Here is an 18,406-nt window from a genome sequence, read left to right as displayed (position 1 = left end):
CGCCAAATTTTATTTAATGATGTGTATCATTAGAAAACAACAGACATTCTATTTCTACTAACTCAATACGATACTCTATCATTTTTCGAATTATAAAACGCCATCTATTAATCGTCAACACGTCTCCTTCTTTTGGTATACGGTCGCAACGAGATAATAGCAAACCAGCTAAAGAAGCTACATGATCACAAACATGCACCAAATCATGGGCCTGTAATGCCTGTTGTAATGCATGCAAATCCGTACTACCTTTTACTAGCCAACCTGTCCCATTATTGATTATTTCAATCTCTGGTGTTTCATCTTCGTCAGGAAATTCACCAGCTATAGCTTCTAATACATCTAAAGGAGTTATTAATCCTTGAATAATACCAAATTCATTAGATACAACAACCATACTGCCTTTTGCACGCCGCAATTCCTTTAATAAATTTAAGACATCTAAAGTTTCTGGAACTACAATGGGCAAATTTTCTGAAGCATGTGTTTCTAACCGTTCTCCATTAGAAATAGCTGCCATTAAATCTTTAGCACGAACAATTCCTATTAATTGATCTAATTCACCGTTACATACTGGAAACATATTATGAGGAGTATTCATTAACGTAGCATATAATTCTTGCACTGGTTTTTGAGAATCTAACCATGAAATTTCATTTCGAGGGGTCATTATACTTCGTAGGGTACGTGAGGCTAATGATAATACTCCGGTGATCATATGGCGTTCCTCTTCAGCAAAATGTGTTTTTGATAAAAGAACTGAAGAATTTTTCTCTGTATCCACACTCCATTGTACCGTATTACCCATTAACCTCATAATCGCTTCTGCTGTACGTTCACGCATTGATTTAGTTGATTGGCCCTTCATGGAATTACAGTGAGCGACTTGATTAAATAATTCAATGAATACTGAAAATCCAATAGCAACATATAAATAACCTTTTGGTATATAAAATCCAATTCCCTCTGCAATTAGACTCAACCCAATAATTAATAAAAAACTCAAACATAAAACTACTACAGTCTGATGACTATTAATGAAATTAGTTAATAAACGAGATGATAGCGACATTATTACCACCGCTATAACAACTGCTATTATCATTATTGTTAAATTCTCTACTGTACCAACAGCCGTTATTACTGCATCAAGAGAAAAAATAGCATCAAAAACTACAATTTGTATCACAACTACCCAAAAACTAGCATATCCACGATTAGTGTGGTTATGTGTTTTATGCTCTAGTTGTTGATGTAATTCAGTAGTTGCTTTAAATAAGAGAAAAATACCTCCAAACAATAAAATTAAATCTCTCCCAGAAAATAAAAAAGTAGCAATCTTGCACAATGGTTTTGTGAGAGTTACGAACCATGAAATTAAAGATAATAAGGCTATACGCATTATCAACGCTAATGTTAACCCGATAATACATGCACGTTCACGTTGTTTTTTTGGAAGTTTATCTGCTAAAATACTAATAAAAACCAAATTATCAACACCAAGCACAATTTCTAAAATGACTAAAGTTAATAATCCTATCCACATTGATATGTCTGTTAAAAATTCCATGATAATCTCCATTGAACATTAAATAACAAATCATCTCATGGCATATTTATATTAAACATATTAAAATATTTGATTATATAATGAAGTTATCAGCAATAAATTAAACACGATCAAAATACAAATTTTTGTAGAGGGGGTGTTGATAAAATGAAATATATAACCACAAAATTATGTGGAGATTACTTAAACAACAAAACCATTGTTACGATATAGTATACAATATCTCTTTCATATTATTAAAAATAAACATATTAACATTAAAGATAATGTTTCATTATGAAAAAAAGACAGTATAATACAATTGTTTGTTTGAAGTATATTAAATTTAATTTAATTCTGTACTGTCTGAAAGCAAAAAATCATAAAACAATCTGTACAATCATATCGATATAATTTTTTAAATATCAAACAATGTTTGTCATACACGACGACATTAAAAACAATTTCTTATTATTTCTTTAAGATCAAAATAATAAGGAATTGTTAAAATACATCAAAGAGGAAACAATAGTGACTATTGCTATTATATTGGGAGCACACGGTTCTGTATCCAAAAAATTACTCGACACCACTGAAATGATCATAGGCAAACAAAAAAATGTTGCATGGGTTGATTTACTACCCGAAGAAAACACTAAAATACTAATTGAAAAGTATAATGCACATCTATCAAATCTTGATACAAGCACAGGGGTGTTATTTATGGTGGATACCTGGGGAGGTAGCCCTTTTAATGCCGCTCATAGTATTGTGTTAAACAAAGAAAAATACGATATTATTACAGGAATGAACATCCCTATGTTAATTGAAGTTTTCATGGCGCGCGATGATACCCATTCTTTACAAGAACTAATACAAATCGCATTAAACTCTGGTAATGAAAGCATAAAATCAGTAAAATATTCTTTAACTAATCACCATTTTCACTATGAAAACAATATCATTAAACATACTCCCGCACCTGAATTATCAAATAAAAACAAAAAAAACCATATGACCATTTGCTTGGCACGTATTGATGACAGATTAATTCATGGACAGGTAGTAACTCGTTGGACTAAAGAATATAATGTGCAACGTATCATAGTAGTAAACGACGAAGTATCTAAAGATATGATCCGAAAAACTTTACTTACCCAAGTAACCCCTCCTGGAATAACTGCTCATGTTTTAGATATCAACAAAACCATACGTGTGTACAATAACCCTAAATATGCCGGAGATAAAGTTATCATGTTATTCACTAATCCTACAGATGTTTTACGTCTTATTGAAGGTGGCATTCCTATCAATTCAGTAAATATTGGAGGAATGGCTTTTTATAAAGATAAAAAACAAATAACTAATGCTATATCAGTAAATAACACAGATATTGAAGCTTTTAAAAAACTTGATCAATATGGCATTGAGTTAGAAATACGTAAAGTTCCATCAGATCCATCACTAAAAATGATGCAATTAATAAAAAAAAATAAATAGTTGTTTAATTAATTAAAATATACAATTTTATTTAATACATTTATATAAACATTGTATTTTTATTTTTATATATTCAGGAAATGAAATGGAAATCAACACACTTCAGATTATTTTATTATTTATTACATCTTGTATTATCGGAATGGGTTCAATACTTGATGAATTTCAATGTCATAGACCATTAATAGCATGTACATTAATTGGATTAATTTTAGGAGATATAAAAACCGGGATTATTATTGGAGGAACATTAGAAATGATAGCACTAGGATGGATGAATATAGGAGCTGCTGTAGCACCTGACACCGCTTTAGCTTCAATCATTTCTACCATTTTAGTCATTATGGGGCAACAGTCTATCGGATCAGGAATTGCTTTAGCCATTCCATTAGCCGCCGCCGGTCAAGTATTAACCATTATTGTGCGCACTATTACTGTAGCCTTTCAACATGCCGCTGATAAAGCAGCTGAACACTGTAATATAACAATTTTAAATTGGATTCATATTACAGCACTCATGTTACAAGCTATGCGAGTTGCAATTCCAGCTACTATTGTTGGAATTTCCGTTGGAACCGAAACAGTGCACTGTATGCTTCATTCAATTCCAGAAGTGATAACTAATGGTTTAAACATTGCTGGAGGTATGATCGTAGTAGTTGGTTATGCTATGGTTATAAATATGATGCGCACCGGATATTTAATGCCATTTTTTTTTCTAGGATTCGTTATTACAGCTTTTACCAGTTTTAATTTAGTCGCATTAGGTATTATTGGTGTAGTTATGGCTATCCTATACATCCAATTGTCTCCACGTTATTATAATCAAGTTAAGCAAAAAAATATTTCTAACTCAACTGTTCAATCTACAAGTAAACTTGATGATGAACTAGATTAATAAGACCAGATTAATAGGTAATAATAATGATTAATAATCCTCAAAAAATCTACACTAAAACAAAATCAATAAAATTAAAGAAAAATGATATACGTGCAGTTTTTATTCGTTCTAATATTTTTCAAGGATCTTGGAATTTTGAACGTATGCAAGCATTGGGATTCTGTTTTTCTATGATTCCAGTAATCCGACGTTTATACCCAAAAAACAGTAAAGATCAAAAAGAAGCAATAAAACGCCATTTAGAATTTTTTAATACACACCCCTATGTCGCTGCTCCTATATTAGGCGTTACTATGGCTATGGAAGAACAAAAGGCTAATGGTGCTACTACTATAGATAATGCTTCTATTAATGGTTTAAAAGTAGGACTAATGGGACCTTTAGCTGGAGTTGGGGATCCAATATTCTGGGGAACTGCTAGGCCAGTATTTGCTGCATTAGGGGCAGGAGTTGCCATAGAGGGCAACTTATTAGGTCCGTGTTTATTTTTTATTTTATTCAACACAGTCAGACTAACCACTCGTTATTATGGTATTACGTACGGATATCAAAAAGGAATCCGCATTGTTCATGATATGGAAGGAGGAGTTTTACAAAAATTAACAGAAGGTTCTTCAATTTTAGGTCTATTTGTTATGGGAGCATTAGTTAACAAATGGACGCACGTAAATATACCATGTGTGTTGTCTAAAATTACTGATAATAATGGAAAGACAATAATCACAACTGTACAGAACATTTTAGATCAGCTTATGCCTGGATTTATTCCTTTATTATTAACATTTACTTGCATGTGGTTATTAAACAAAAAAATAAATGCATTATGGATTATTATAGGATTTTTTGGAATTGGAATTGTTGGATACTGGACAGGATTATTAGGTCTTTAAGAATAGAAAGTTAGACCTGAAAAAAATAAGAGGAACTAATACATTCATGAATGTATTAGTTCCTCTTATTTTTTTCAGGTCTAACTTTCTATTCCAGCATCAGCATTCACCATTATCCATTATTTTAAAATCTTTACTAAAATTACTAAAATTAACACATTAGTACTACATCTTACCTCATATACCTGTATATTATATATATCTGTAAACTTTAAAAAAGTACTATGTATTTCGCATCAACAGTAAATTTGTACTATGACATTCGCTGTTTATATTCTTTCAAAAAATATCCTTTTATATAAAGATAACTACAACACCGCCATCCACGTCCATTAATCATCATAAAGCTGTCACGTTCACAGCAGATGGACCTTTATGCCCATCTTGAATTTCAAATTCTACATTTTGACCCTCAGACAAAGTTTTAAATCCATTTCCTTGAATGGCAGAAAAATGTACAAACACATCTTTACTCCCATCTGACGGTGTAATAAAACCAAAACCTTTAGATTCATTAAACCACTTTACTTGACCTTTAATTTTTGCCATCTTACATACTTCCTTTAGAGTGTTTACATTTGCCGTAACAGCGATTAAAAAAACAAACCAGAGTTATTATTCTCGTGAAACATTCAAATAAGAGGAAATTATATTATTCATACATAACACTTCTTTACTGAAGTTATCAAAAATACTACTTATATACGGAAGCATATCTCGGTTTACCTGACACTGCTAGATCACTTAATTGCATGCAATTAAGTGATCTAGCTAATAATACATAAAATCTTTCATTTATATTTTACACTATCATCAATAACAAAAAATAATTCAATAATAATAATACTGAAGTAATGATCACAATTCAACACATTTTTTATATACACCATTTAATCAATTAATAATATTTAAAAATTATTATATATAAATCAATATTCTACACTACTACTTCTACCATATAACACCTAAAAACAAAACAAATTTTTTCGTTATTTTAGGGCATAATTAAATTAAAATAAATGTTTTTTATACAACTGTTACACTTACACTAAAATTCCACAGAAAAAATAATATTTATTTTTTGTTTTGTAAATCATACGATGTATAACTCTTTACATAAACTTATAAAATAATCATTTTATCTTTAATAAAAAATTACTTATTTAAAAAAATAAGACGACTTATTTAAATAAGTACCATGTTGTAATGCTTCTATCCGTTTATCTAATGAAGGATGAGATGCGAATAAATCGCTCAATATATTTTTTTTTACACTATTAATATATAAAGTAGTAATACTATTAGACATTTTGAGTTCATGACTATTTTTTAATTCTTGTAAAGCAAGAATAACATTTCTGCATCCTACTAATTTAGCAGCACCAGCATCCGCATAAAACTCACGATGTCGCGAAAACCAAAAAACAATAATACTAGCCAGTATACCAAACACAATCTCTAAAAACATTGATACAATCATATATATTACAGAATTATTCATATCACAATAATTATCATCATGAGTATCAAGTTGCTCATCATTTTGATCATGCACAAACGAAGTCCAATAAGAGACCAGTACAGCAAGACTACGCGACACAAAAATTACAAAAGTATTAATTACACCTTGAATCAGGGTCATAGTAATCATATCGCCTGAAGAAATATGATTCATTTCATGAGCAACAACAGCTTCAATTGATTCTTGATTCATATTTTTCAAAAGACCAGTGCTAATAGCTATTAATGCTGAATTTCTTCTAACTCCCGTAGCAAAAGCATTCATATCTACAGAATCATAAATAGCCAACTGCGGCGCAGCAATATCTAATTTTTTAGCTTGAACATTTATTGTTTTCAATAATAAACGTTCCACATCATTAGATGCTTTACTAATAATCACACCATTAACTGCAGATAAAGCGATAGATTTAGATAACAATAACGAAATAAACGCACCTCCAAAACCAAATATTCCAGCTATTCTCATTAATTCAAATGTAGTAGAAGACCAACATCCCAATAAACTCAATATACTACCAAATAATACCATTACTGATAAATTAGTAACTAAAAATAATATAATACGCATCATAAAAAACCATCTTCCTCTTTACTAGAAATACCTAAATATTTAAACAATGTTTAATACTATAAATAATTTTAATGTTTTAAAAAAAAATATTTTATATAAAACAGCAACACTTTTATATCAATTTTTAACAATTAGAAATATTTAATTCTAACAAATGTCTTTTAAAAAAAGATAAAAGCATAACATTTCTATTAATTAATAATATAAAAAAATCAACAATTACTATAATTTATAAAATCATTATGTATAAAATTGATAGTCATTCCAAAAACGACCATCTTTAGCAATCATAGTCATAGAATCTGTAGGTCCCCAAGTGCCAGCCTTATAAAGCTTTGGAGCATAATCTTCCAGTGCCCAAGCTTGTATAATAGAATCCACCCATTGCCAAGCACCTTCTATTTCATCACAGCGAACAAATAATGCTTGAATACCACGCATTGTCTCCAATAATAAACGCTCATACGCATCGACTACATGTTCTGAATAAAAATCTTCATAAAAACTTAAATTCAATTTAGTAGTATGCAACCGATGCTTATGACCTAATCCAGGTACTTTATTCAAAATTTGAACATCTATTCCCTCATCTGGTTGCAACCGAATAGTCAACTTATTGTTGGGCAAATCTTTATACGAATCAGGAAATAAATTAATCATTGGTTTTTTAAAAAAAATCACAATTTCAGAATATTTAATAGGTAACCTTTTCCCGGTACGCAAATAAAACGGCACTCCGATCCAACGCCAATCATCTATATTGACACAAATAGATACAAATGTTTCAGTATTACTACTTGTATTAGCTCCCTCTTCCTCTAAATAACCAGGTACTGGTTTTCCTTGAATAAATCCAGAGGTATATTGCCCACGCACAGTAACATCATGTATGTTATTACAATCAATTTTCCTCAATGAATGGAGCACTTTAACTTTTTCGTCTCGAATACAATCAGCGCTTAAATTAGTTGGAGGAGACATAGCTACAATAGTCAAAATCTGCAATAAATGACTCTGTATCATATCACGCATCTGCCCTACCGAATCAAAATATCCCCAACGACCTTCAATACCCACTTCCTCTGCTACAGTAATTTGCACATGATCAATGGTATTATTATCCCAATTTGAGGAGAATAAATAATTTGCAAAACGCAATGCCAATAAATTCAAAACTGTTTCTTTTCCTAAATAATGATCAATACGATAAATTTGATTTTCCTCAAAATATTCTGATATCTGCGCGTTAATAATACGAGCAGAATCTAAATTGGTACCCAATGGTTTTTCTATAACTACACGATTTGATTTTTTGTTTAATCCAATAGTACTTAATCCTTTACATATAACACCAAACGTATCAGGAGGCATAGCAAGATAATTTACTGTCACCATGTCTGCTGCACTCTTTTTTATCTTATCTAACAACAAAACAAATCGTTCAGTTTGATATACATCTAAATTACAAAAATCAAGCCGTGCTCTAAACACATACCATAACGATTCATCAATAGGCTCTTTCATAAATGTTTTTAAAGCAACATACACGACTTCAATATACATAACAAGACTCCATTCTGCACGACCTACTCCTATAATACGTGTATCAGGATGAATAGAACCTATTTTTTCTAATTGATATAATGACGGAAACAATTTTCTACGCGCCAAATCACCTTTAGCTCCAAAAATAATTAAATTACATGCTTGAGTGGTAAATGTTGATCTCATATTTATTCTCTGATATGTTAGATGAATACAAGTACTTAATATCCATCATATATAGGTAGGTTATATAGCAAATATAAACTTATTATATTTAATCAAAAATATAATAAGTAGCTTACTTAAGCAAATTTAATTTTATAAAAATAAACACTCTAAAATAATCAGGTATCATGTATACTATTAATAGTAATCATTTTTATATTTTCACGATATTGTAATACATTTTTATATTTACAGATACATAACCAAATTACATACCCAAAAATTAAGCATGTCTAAAATAATAAAAATATATAATAATACATATTTTATAATAACGAATTAAACATTCCCATAAGTTTATTTATAATTGAACAGTTTATTTTTCATTCAAAATAATATCTACCACAAACTGTAGTTATCTATGTGTTTATCCCAATCAGTAGACTACTGATATTTACAATTTCAGATTGTTACTACATTAATATTAATAATATTTCTATAAAATAATTAATTATTTTATAGATTATAAAGAATAAATATTTCATATATAATTATATTATATAGTATATTAAGATTTAATATAAAATAAACATAAAATTATATTATATATATAACATAATTAATAATCATCACTCTTTAATTTTAATTATTTACATTTAAGTTACATAAGGAATGATTATGCTAGAACAATTGAGAAGAACCAAAATTATCGCTACTTTAGGTCCTGCTACAGATAAAAGCAATAATCTTGAAAAAATAATTGTCTCAGGGGCAAATATCGTACGACTAAATTTTTCTCATGGAAAAAGAACAGAACATTTTATCCGAGCAAAAAAAGTACGCGAAATCGCCTCCAAATTAAACACATATGTTGCTATTCTCGGAGATTTACAGGGCCCTAAAATTCGTATATCAACTTTTCAAAGTGATAAAATATACTTAAAATCTGGAGATAACTTTTTAATTGATTCCATGATGACCAACAATAATAAAGATAGTCAAAAATGCGTAGGTGTTGATTACGAAGAACTTGCTCGAGACGTATATCCAGAAGATCTGCTTCTATTAGACGATGGAAGAATCCAGTTGAAAGTTATAAAAATCCATGATACTAAAATATATACCAAAGTAATTATCGGGGGTATGTTATACAACAATAAAGGCCTAAACAAATTAGGAGGAGGGCTTGCAGCAAAAGTATTAACAAAAAAAGATAAAATTGATATCATCACTGCAGCTCAAATTGGAGTTGATTATCTAGCAATATCATTTCCGCGTAGCAGTATAGATTTAAATTACGCACGAAAATTAATTGTTGATGCTGGAGGTCATGCAAAAATTATTTCTAAAATAGAAAGAGCAGAAGTAGTTGCATCCGACGAAACAATAGATGATATCATTTACGCATCGGACGCAGTCATGGTAGCTCGAGGGGATTTAGGAGTAGAAATTGGAGAACCAGAGCTAGTGGGTGTGCAAAAAAAAATAATACAAAGAGCACGTACCCTTAATCGAGCAGTCATCACCGCAACCCAAATGATGGAATCTATGGTTCATAATTCTATACCTACTCGCGCAGAAGTAATGGACGTAGCCAATGCAGTGTTAGATGGTACTGACGCAGTCATGTTATCCGCTGAAACTGCTACAGGTCAATATCCATCTGAAACCGTAGCAGCTATGGCTAATGTATGTTTAGGTGCTGAAAAAATTTCAAACATCAATTTTTTAGCAGATATCAGTCAAAAAAAAAAATTTAACAATATCGAAGAAGCTATCGCTATATCGGCCATGTATACTGCTAATCACCTAATAGGAGTCAGTGCTATTATTGCTTTAACTGAACTTGAAAGTACTACGTTGTTGATGTCTCGTATCAATTCAAAGTTACCTATTTTTGCTCTATCCCAACACAAACATACTTTAAATATAGTTACTCTTTACAAAGGAGTTATTCCTATTTATTTTAATAGAACAGGGAACAATGTAATAGATGCCAAATATGCTAGCAATTTATTACGCGAAAAAGGACTGCTACTATCTGGAGAATTAGTGGTTGTGATACAAAATGATATATACAATAAATGCGATGTAATTAATATTAGCTATATTTTACAAGTAGAATAATCATTCATTGACTGAAATGCTATTACAATGAAATGTAAACTCATAATATAATAACTGATAGATACAATTGAAATATTTCTCAAAAACAAACTCATACTACATTTTTACAGGCTTTATTAAAAACAAGAAATCAAATAAAACTGTATTTATTGAAATAATAATACATTACATACATCTAATCAAAACGTAATTGAGGAAGAATTTCTTTTACTTGATTTAAATATATCGTACGCTCATTTCCTAATAATTTTTCAATATCTAACAGTGTGGTAGTCAATGGGTTAACGGGACGATGATTGATCCATATTTCAAAATGTAAATGAGGACCTGTCGATCGACCTGTATTTCCAGATAGCGCTATACTATCGCCTAATTTAACTTTTTGACCAGGTTTAACTAATAACTTTTTTAAATGCATATATCGAGTTATACAATGACAATTGTGTCTAATTGTCACATAATTGCCAGCAATTTTACTATATGTGCTGACGATAACTTCTCCATCCCCTACAGATATAACAGGAGTACCTATTGGAACGGCAAAATCAACACCAGAATGAGGGGATACTTGACCAGTCACAGGATTTAATCTATTTAAATTAAAATTAGAAGACACACGAAATGGCTTTAATGTGGGAAATCGCATAAAATTACCTCCTAATCTTACAGCCTCACGATCATATAATTTACCGTTATTTGCACGAAATACATAATAATTTTTACCAGAAGTATACAATCTTGCTCCAAGTAATTTACTTCTAACACTATGATCATCATTCATCATGATTGACGTTAACACAGAAAATCTATCTCCTTGATGTAATCTTTGAAAATCCAATTGATACTGCAATGCAGTAGTTATATCTATGATGCAGTTCTCATCTATACCTAAAGAACGAGCACTATCAATAAATGTTTTACTTAATTCTCCTATAAATAGAACTGAAGAAGATAACCCATCATGTAATTGATTTGAAACTTTAATAATTCCTTCTGTAAAACTAGCATCCATACGATTGTAGACACGAATTTCCTGAGGAAAAATATCCCAAATTAAACATTGTAATTTTTTTTTTGTAATTATTATCCAAGAAAGTATTTGTCCTATTTTTATCTGTCTTAATATTGGATACTGTTGTAGTAAAAGAGTAATTTCAGAAGCATCAATACCATTTCTACTATATTCTATTAAAATTCTACTCAATACATCATCCTGAGATACTGTATAGTTATACATGTTGATGTCTCTCGATGATTTGTTACAATACCAGTGTTTCTTTAAAATATTAGAACGAATCACTACACTATTAAAAAAATTTCCATTTTTCATAATTTCAAATTGATGAGACTCTTGCTTCTTAATAAGAAGCATTTTGTTATAATTTTTTTTATTTAACGTACATGAAATAAAAACCTCACAAACTGTCACAATCGTGATTATTAATAGTAACATGAATAACATTACAAAATAATGCTTACATATATAACGATATAATAACTTAATAGAACAAACGATAATACTACGCACTAATTAATAGCCTATATTACGATCTCTAAAAAAAGAGAATCATTCTGAGCAAAATTAAAAGAAAATATTATAGAAAAGAATATAAATGACTTTAATCGTTCATGATATCTTTCAGCAAACAATCATATTACTTATGTGTCTTGTGATATATAATTATATATAATAGAGAATGTATTGATTACTTTTATGTTGTAGATACCTACAGTAACCTTTGAAATATTTTTTATAATACGAAAATAACCTGATTACATAGATACCACAATGCCTCAACACCTCTAGTTAATATCATAAATTAATCAGGCGCATTAGCCATTATATCCACTGATGCTGTAGTTTTAGGAAACGCAATCACTTCTCTAATATTCTTAGATCCAGTTAATAACATAGTTATCCGATCCAACCCAAATGCTAAACCAGCATGTGGAGGCGCTCCATATTTTAATGCATCCAGTAAATAACCAAATTTATTTTTTTGATCATTTTTAGTAATACCTAAAATGTCAAATACCACTTGTTGTATACCAAACGAATGAATACGCGCTGATCCACTGCCGATTTCACAACCATTAATTACCATATCATAAGCTTCTGAAATTACTGATAACGGATCTTTCTTCAATATTTGAACATCACAATTTTTTGGAGAAGTAAACATGTGATGCATAGCTATCAATTCTCCATGGTTGTTTTTTTTAAACATCGGAAAATCTATTATCCATAATGGAGCCCAAGAATCTTTTTTAATCAAACACAAATCATTACCCAATTTTAATCTTAAAGAACCTAAAATTTTTGTAACAGATTGATTTTTGTTGTCATTAAACCCAAAAAACAAAATATCATTACTTTTAACATTAGCTTTATTTAAAATAATATCTAAAGTTAAATTATCTACAAAATTAGTAACTGATCCTTGCATCTCTTTTTTAGTAACATCATTATCATTAAATTGAACCTTAGCCCACATTAATTCTTTTAAGCCACATTTTTTAGTATAATAAATATACTCATCGATCTGTTTTTGTGTCAGCTGCCTACCATTAGGCACTTTCATAGCTATTACCTGCATATCAATATCACTTGTTCTAACAAATGAGAACCTATTCTGTATGGATTGGAATAAACATGATACATCAATCATTTCTATTGGATTTCTCAAATCTGGAGCATCAGATCCAAAACGTTGCATTACTTCAGAATATGTAAACCGAGGAAATGTTCCCAACTCTACGTTTAAAATTTCACGCCAAATGATACGAATAAAAATTTCCATAAGTTCTCGTATTTTTTGTGTTGTCATGAAAGAAGTTTCAATATCTATCTGAGTAAACTCAGGCTGACGATCTGCGCGTAAATCTTCATCTCGAAAACACTTAGTAATTTGATAATACCTGTCAAAACCAGACACCATCAACAATTGTTTAAATATTTGAGGTGATTGGGGTAAAGCATAATTTTTGCCTATATGTAGCCTACTAGGAACAATATAATCACGAGAACCTTCTGGAGTAGCTTTTGTTAACATCGGAGTTTCAATATTCAAAAACCCCTCTAATTCCATAAACCTATGAACAATTGACATAATACGCGATCGAGTTTTTATTCGATACGACATAATAGGACGTCTTAAGTCAAGATAACGATACTTTAACCTATTTTCTTCAATATTATTTTTACTGATATCTAATGGTAATGGATCAGAAATATTAAGAATAGAAAAATTTTTAGCTACTACCTCGATAGCGCCAGTAGGCATATTACTATTAATTTGATTCTTAGGACGCGCACGAATCGTACCTATTAACTGTATACAAAATTCTTGTTTTAATTTAGTAGCAGATATACATATTTTTTTGTTTTGATTCACATCGAAACAAACCTGTATACATCCTTCTCTATCACGTAAATCAATAAAAATTAATCCACCAAAATTACGATATTTATTGATCCAACCACATAATGTAACTTCTAAACCCACATGAGCCAAATTCAATTGACCACAATATGCAGTGCGCATACACATACCTCTAATCATGGACGTCTAATTGCACAATATTTATTTTAAAAAAATTACATATCGATTAATTAAACATATACATTTTTTTAGAAAATTCATATAAATAAAATTATTTTCAATACTATATAAATTATCCAAAAAAATTATAGAACGTTTTTCCGAATTACACTAAAATTTATTTGCATTAACTATAACTTAAATTTACCTTATATTCACCCAAATAATATTATAAAATTTAATAATTTAAAATAAATAATACATAAATAAAAACCATATACAAGGATATATGTATGTCCTTGTATATGGTTTTTATTTATGATATTTTATTTATGATATTTTATTATTATAAATAGAATTAAATCTTCAATTTACTTTATAAAAAAATCACATAAGAACATCACATAATTATCAATTAATAATTCAATAATCTAAAACGTTCTAGATATAACGTAAATATGTCGAACAAATACAAAATAACTTTTAAAATATGTATATAATTACAAAATACAGTTTTGGTTTATATCAAAAAATCATTATATATTTAAATGTAAAAATAATATATTTTTAATATTTATATGAATCTTCAAAAATTTTTACTAAAAAAAATTCATCGAGCTTTGCTTTCCATTACAAATGAATCCTTTTTGGATCTGATACAAGTACAACAATCAACAAAAAGAAAATTTGGAAACTATCAAATTAATGGTTTAATAACTATTTCTAAAAAATTAAATCTACCTGTAGAAGAATTCTCCAAAAAACTCATAAAATTTATTAATTTAAATGATATCGCTCATACAATAAAAATTGAAAAACCAGGATTTATTAACATATTTTTAAATCCAACATGGATATCCAATCAAATTGATAATATTTTTTATCTATCTCATCTAGGTGTTACTCCTGCTACACCAAAAACTATTATTATTGATTATTCTGGACCAAATGTTGCAAAAGAAATGCATGTTGGTCATTTACGTTCAACTGTTATCGGAGATAGTATTGCACGTATTTTATCTTTTTTAGGGCATAATGTTGTACGAATAAATCACATAGGAGATTGGGGCACTCAATTTGGAATGCTTATCGCCTACATAGAGAACAACACACAACATGGATTTTTATTAAATGAAAATGTACAATTATCCACTTTAGAACATTTTTACCGAAAAGCTAAAAAAAAATATGATATTGATCCTAATTTTGCTGAATTATCCCGAAACTATGTTCTGAAATTACAAAAAGGCGATAAACATTATCTTCAAATATGGAAACGTCTAGTAGATATTTCTATATCAAATAATCAAAGCATATATACGCGATTGAATATTGCCTTAAAAGAAAGCAACATTATGGGAGAAAGTTTTTACAATGATATGCTTCCTAATATCGTATTAGATTTGAAAAATAAAGGCTTAGCAATCATAAGTAATGGAGCTACCGTGGTACTGCTCGAAAAGTATCGCAACAAACACGGTACCCCTTTTGGAGTGATTGTTCAAAAAAAAGACGGAGCTTATTTATATAGCACCACCGATATTGCTTGCATAAAATATCGATGTCAAGTACTACATGCCGACAGAATTATATATTATACTGATTCTCGACAAAAACAACATCTAATACAAGCATGGGAAATTGCTGATAAAGCAGGCTATATAGAAAAATCAGTGTTATTAGAACACCATATGTGTGGCATGCTACTCGGCAAAGACAACAGACCATTTCAAACACGATCGGGCAATGCATTAAAATTAAAAAAATTATTAGATGAAGCTTGGGAACGAGCTCGTTGTTTAATATTAAGTAAAAATCCCAATTTAAGATATACTGAAATCAATAAGCTAGCGCATGTTATGAGTATCGGTGCTATTAAATATTCTGAATTATCAAAAAATCGTACTACAGATTACATATTTGATTGGAATAGTATGTTGAACTTCGAAGGAAATACAGCACCTTATATACAATATGCATATACCAGGATTTTTTCTGTTTTTAAACGATTTACAAACCCCAATTTTCAATTAAAAAACAATAATATTCAATTAGAAACTGAGGAAGAAATATTGCTAGCAATTTGTTTGCTTCAATTTGAAGAAACAATTGTTGCGGTATCAAAACAAGGAGCTCCTCATATGCTATGTTCTTATTTGTATAAATTGTCTGTACTATTTTCCTCCTTTTATGAAAATTGTCCCATTATCACAGCACATAATACATCCACTAAATATAGTAGATTAAAATTAGCATTAATTACTGCCCGTATTTTAAAAACAGGATTAAATTTATTAGGAATCAAAACGATAAGATATATGTGATAAATAACGATATTTTCTATTATATCAATATAAACGTTTACTCAAAAAAATAAAATCTTTTAAACGAATACCTACACACCATAATGTGATACCATAACTACTACCCACTAATATTAAAGTCCCTACCATTCTCATGAATCTACACCAAATATTTCCTTGATCCCAACTAGGTACATATATTAATAATCCTATACATACTATGCACATTACAGAAAGAGCAACAATCAATTGACAAAAAAAACATGACCATCCACTTTGCAATTGGAATAAATATTTTTTTTTAAATTTCCAATATAACAACCCTGCATTTAACCAAGCACCTAAACTAACAGAAAAAGAAAAAACAACATGCTTTAATGTATTAAAGCATACTAAATTTATACATTGACTAAAAAGAAGCACAATAACAACTACATACACTGGAGTTCTAATATCACGAAGAGCATAAAAACCAGACGTTAATACTTTAGTAAAAATCAATCCAGGCAAACCTATTGCATACGCAATTACAGAATACTGTGTCATTAATACATCAAATTCTAAAAATTTACCATATTTAAATAACGTTATTACTAACGGTTCAGACAAAACTCCTAAAACAACAGCACTAGGTAAACTCAATATCAAACATAATCTCATTCCCCAATTCATCAAATAAAAATAATCTCCATAATTTTTCTTAGAAATAAAACGGGATAAATATGGGACTAAAATAGTAGTTAATGTTACACCAAACACACCAATGGGCAATTCCATTAACCTATCAGCATAATACATCCAAGAAACAGAACCATCTCTTAAAAAAGAAGCAAGGATAGTATTGATAATTAATGATACCTGACTACTTGAAACTGCAATCACAGCAGGCACCATAGATCGGCATACTCTATATATTCTATTATCATAAAATTGCATTTTTGGAATAACTAACATATTAATTTTTTTTAAAAATAGCAAACAATAAAAACACTGCAACACTCCCCCTATAATAACTGACCAAGCCAATCCCATAATAGGAGTATGAAAATATAAATATTCTGAAAATAACATAAAACTTATCATGCTAATATTTAAAAAAATAGGAGTAAATGCTGGAACTAAAAAAAAATTACAAGCATTCAAAATTGCTCCCATTAATGATGTCAACGACACTAATAAAATATAAGGAAGCATCACTCGAAACATCTCAATAGTTATAACAAATTTTTCTGAAGAACTATTAAAACCTGGAGCAATTACCATAATAATCCAAGGCGCTGTCAATAAACCAATAAGCACTATGAAAGTTACGGTAACTATTAATAAAGCAGATACTCTAGAAATAAACACTCGTATTTCTTTTTGACTTTCACGACATTGATATTCTGATAATATAGGAAGAAAAACTTGATAAAATGCTCCTTCAGCAAAAATACGTCTTAATAAATTAGGCAATTTAAAAGCAATAAAAAACGCATCTGTCATAATACTGACTCCAAACATGCGAGCTATGATAGTATCTCTAATAAAACCTAAAATACGAGATAAAATAGTTATAAAACTCATCGCGGTCAAAGATTTTAACAAATTCATTATATTTCAAAATATTTATCAAAAATATAAACATAATAACAAACAAAACTATTTTTATAATTTAAATAATTAATCCAGTTTTATTGCAATTTTAAGATTGTTTCTACAAATGAAAACATTTAAAAAATTTTTTTAAAATCATACATTTAAAACACTAATACAGTTCACATATAATTACAATTATTACATACATATG

The 18,406-nt window shown here is 29.3% G+C and carries 12 protein-coding genes; 5 read left to right on the top strand and 7 right to left on the bottom strand.

What is annotated here, in order from left to right:
- Positions 1-13 precede the first annotated feature (13 nt).
- Positions 14-1,570 (bottom strand): TerC family protein, encoded by a 1,557-nt coding sequence (locus M9409_RS00510; protein ID WP_250227009.1) that lies wholly within the window; start codon positions 1,568-1,570, stop codon positions 14-16.
- A 510-nt stretch (positions 1,571-2,080) separates the two neighbouring features.
- On the opposite strand from M9409_RS00510, the gene manX reads away from it, so the two are divergent.
- The 3 genes from manX to M9409_RS00495 all read left to right on the top strand — a co-directional run bounded on the left by manX (position 2,081) and on the right by M9409_RS00495 (position 4,840).
- Positions 2,081-3,049: a PTS mannose transporter subunit IIAB gene (gene manX / locus M9409_RS00505; RefSeq protein ID WP_250227008.1), complete on the top strand. Its 969-nt coding sequence runs from the start codon at positions 2,081-2,083 to the stop codon at positions 3,047-3,049.
- A gap of 85 nt (positions 3,050-3,134) precedes the next feature.
- Positions 3,135-3,947, top strand: coding sequence for a PTS mannose/fructose/sorbose transporter subunit IIC (locus M9409_RS00500; RefSeq protein WP_250227007.1), 813 nt, complete (start codon positions 3,135-3,137; stop codon positions 3,945-3,947).
- A gap of 26 nt (positions 3,948-3,973) precedes the next feature.
- A complete protein-coding gene (locus M9409_RS00495) occupies positions 3,974-4,840 on the top strand; it encodes a PTS mannose transporter subunit IID (protein ID WP_250227006.1) in 867 nt (288 codons plus the stop codon).
- Positions 4,841-5,179: 339 nt separating this feature from the next.
- Here the strand turns inward: M9409_RS00495 and cspE are convergent, their stop codons facing one another.
- The 3 genes from cspE to zwf form a co-directional block, all read right to left on the bottom strand.
- Entirely contained in the window at positions 5,180-5,389 is a 210-nt protein-coding gene (gene cspE, locus M9409_RS00490; RefSeq protein ID WP_250227005.1) for a transcription antiterminator/RNA stability regulator CspE, read from the bottom strand.
- A 610-nt stretch (positions 5,390-5,999) separates the two neighbouring features.
- Positions 6,000-6,935: a protease HtpX gene (htpX, locus tag M9409_RS00485; RefSeq protein WP_250227004.1), complete on the bottom strand. Its 936-nt coding sequence runs from the start codon at positions 6,933-6,935 to the stop codon at positions 6,000-6,002.
- A 240-nt stretch (positions 6,936-7,175) separates the two neighbouring features.
- The gene (zwf, locus tag M9409_RS00480) at positions 7,176-8,666 is read right to left on the bottom strand and encodes a glucose-6-phosphate dehydrogenase (protein ID WP_250227003.1); all 1,491 of its coding nucleotides are present in this window, start codon (positions 8,664-8,666) and stop codon (positions 7,176-7,178) included.
- 657 nt (positions 8,667-9,323) lie between these two features.
- Between zwf and pyk the strand changes: the two genes are divergently transcribed.
- Complete coding sequence (gene pyk, locus M9409_RS00475) at positions 9,324-10,772, top strand: pyruvate kinase (RefSeq protein WP_250227222.1); 1,449 nt, start codon at positions 9,324-9,326, stop codon at positions 10,770-10,772.
- A 175-nt stretch (positions 10,773-10,947) separates the two neighbouring features.
- Here the strand turns inward: pyk and mepM are convergent, their stop codons facing one another.
- Both mepM and aspS read right to left on the bottom strand, forming a co-directional pair.
- Entirely contained in the window at positions 10,948-12,300 is a 1,353-nt protein-coding gene (gene mepM, locus M9409_RS00470) for a murein DD-endopeptidase MepM (protein WP_250227002.1), read from the bottom strand.
- A gap of 292 nt (positions 12,301-12,592) precedes the next feature.
- Positions 12,593-14,335: an aspartate--tRNA ligase gene (aspS, locus tag M9409_RS00465; protein WP_474198196.1), complete on the bottom strand. Its 1,743-nt coding sequence runs from the start codon at positions 14,333-14,335 to the stop codon at positions 12,593-12,595.
- A gap of 557 nt (positions 14,336-14,892) precedes the next feature.
- Here aspS and argS point away from each other — a divergent pair.
- The gene (gene argS, locus M9409_RS00460; RefSeq protein WP_250227001.1) at positions 14,893-16,638 is read left to right on the top strand and encodes an arginine--tRNA ligase; all 1,746 of its coding nucleotides are present in this window, start codon (positions 14,893-14,895) and stop codon (positions 16,636-16,638) included.
- 24 nt (positions 16,639-16,662) lie between these two features.
- Here the strand turns inward: argS and murJ are convergent, their stop codons facing one another.
- Positions 16,663-18,210 (bottom strand): murein biosynthesis integral membrane protein MurJ, encoded by a 1,548-nt coding sequence (gene murJ / locus M9409_RS00455; RefSeq protein WP_250226999.1) that lies wholly within the window; start codon positions 18,208-18,210, stop codon positions 16,663-16,665.
- Positions 18,211-18,406 lie beyond the last annotated feature (196 nt).

This window comes from Blochmannia endosymbiont of Camponotus sp. C-046 (assembly GCF_023585865.1).
GTDB lineage: Bacteria > Pseudomonadota > Gammaproteobacteria > Enterobacterales > Enterobacteriaceae > Blochmanniella.
This window is presented reverse-complemented; position numbering and strand designations above follow the sequence as displayed.

Excerpts from the sequence above, each read along its gene's own strand:
- M9409_RS00510 (WP_250227009.1), bottom strand. The coding sequence starts at position 1,570 with ATGGAATTTTTAACAGACATATCAATGTGGATAGGATTATTAACTTTA.
- M9409_RS00500 (WP_250227007.1), top strand. The coding sequence starts at position 3,135 with ATGGAAATCAACACACTTCAGATTATTTTATTATTTATTACATCTTGT.
- M9409_RS00495 (WP_250227006.1), top strand. The coding sequence starts at position 3,974 with ATGATTAATAATCCTCAAAAAATCTACACTAAAACAAAATCAATAAAA.
- cspE (WP_250227005.1), bottom strand. The coding sequence starts at position 5,389 with ATGGCAAAAATTAAAGGTCAAGTAAAGTGGTTTAATGAATCTAAAGGT.
- htpX (WP_250227004.1), bottom strand. The coding sequence starts at position 6,935 with ATGATGCGTATTATATTATTTTTAGTTACTAATTTATCAGTAATGGTA.
- zwf (WP_250227003.1), bottom strand. The coding sequence starts at position 8,666 with ATGAGATCAACATTTACCACTCAAGCATGTAATTTAATTATTTTTGGA.
- pyk (WP_250227222.1), top strand. The coding sequence starts at position 9,324 with ATGCTAGAACAATTGAGAAGAACCAAAATTATCGCTACTTTAGGTCCT.
- aspS (WP_474198196.1), bottom strand. The coding sequence starts at position 14,335 with ATGATTAGAGGTATGTGTATGCGCACTGCATATTGTGGTCAATTGAAT.
- argS (WP_250227001.1), top strand. The coding sequence starts at position 14,893 with ATGAATCTTCAAAAATTTTTACTAAAAAAAATTCATCGAGCTTTGCTT.
- murJ (WP_250226999.1), bottom strand. The coding sequence starts at position 18,210 with ATGAATTTGTTAAAATCTTTGACCGCGATGAGTTTTATAACTATTTTA.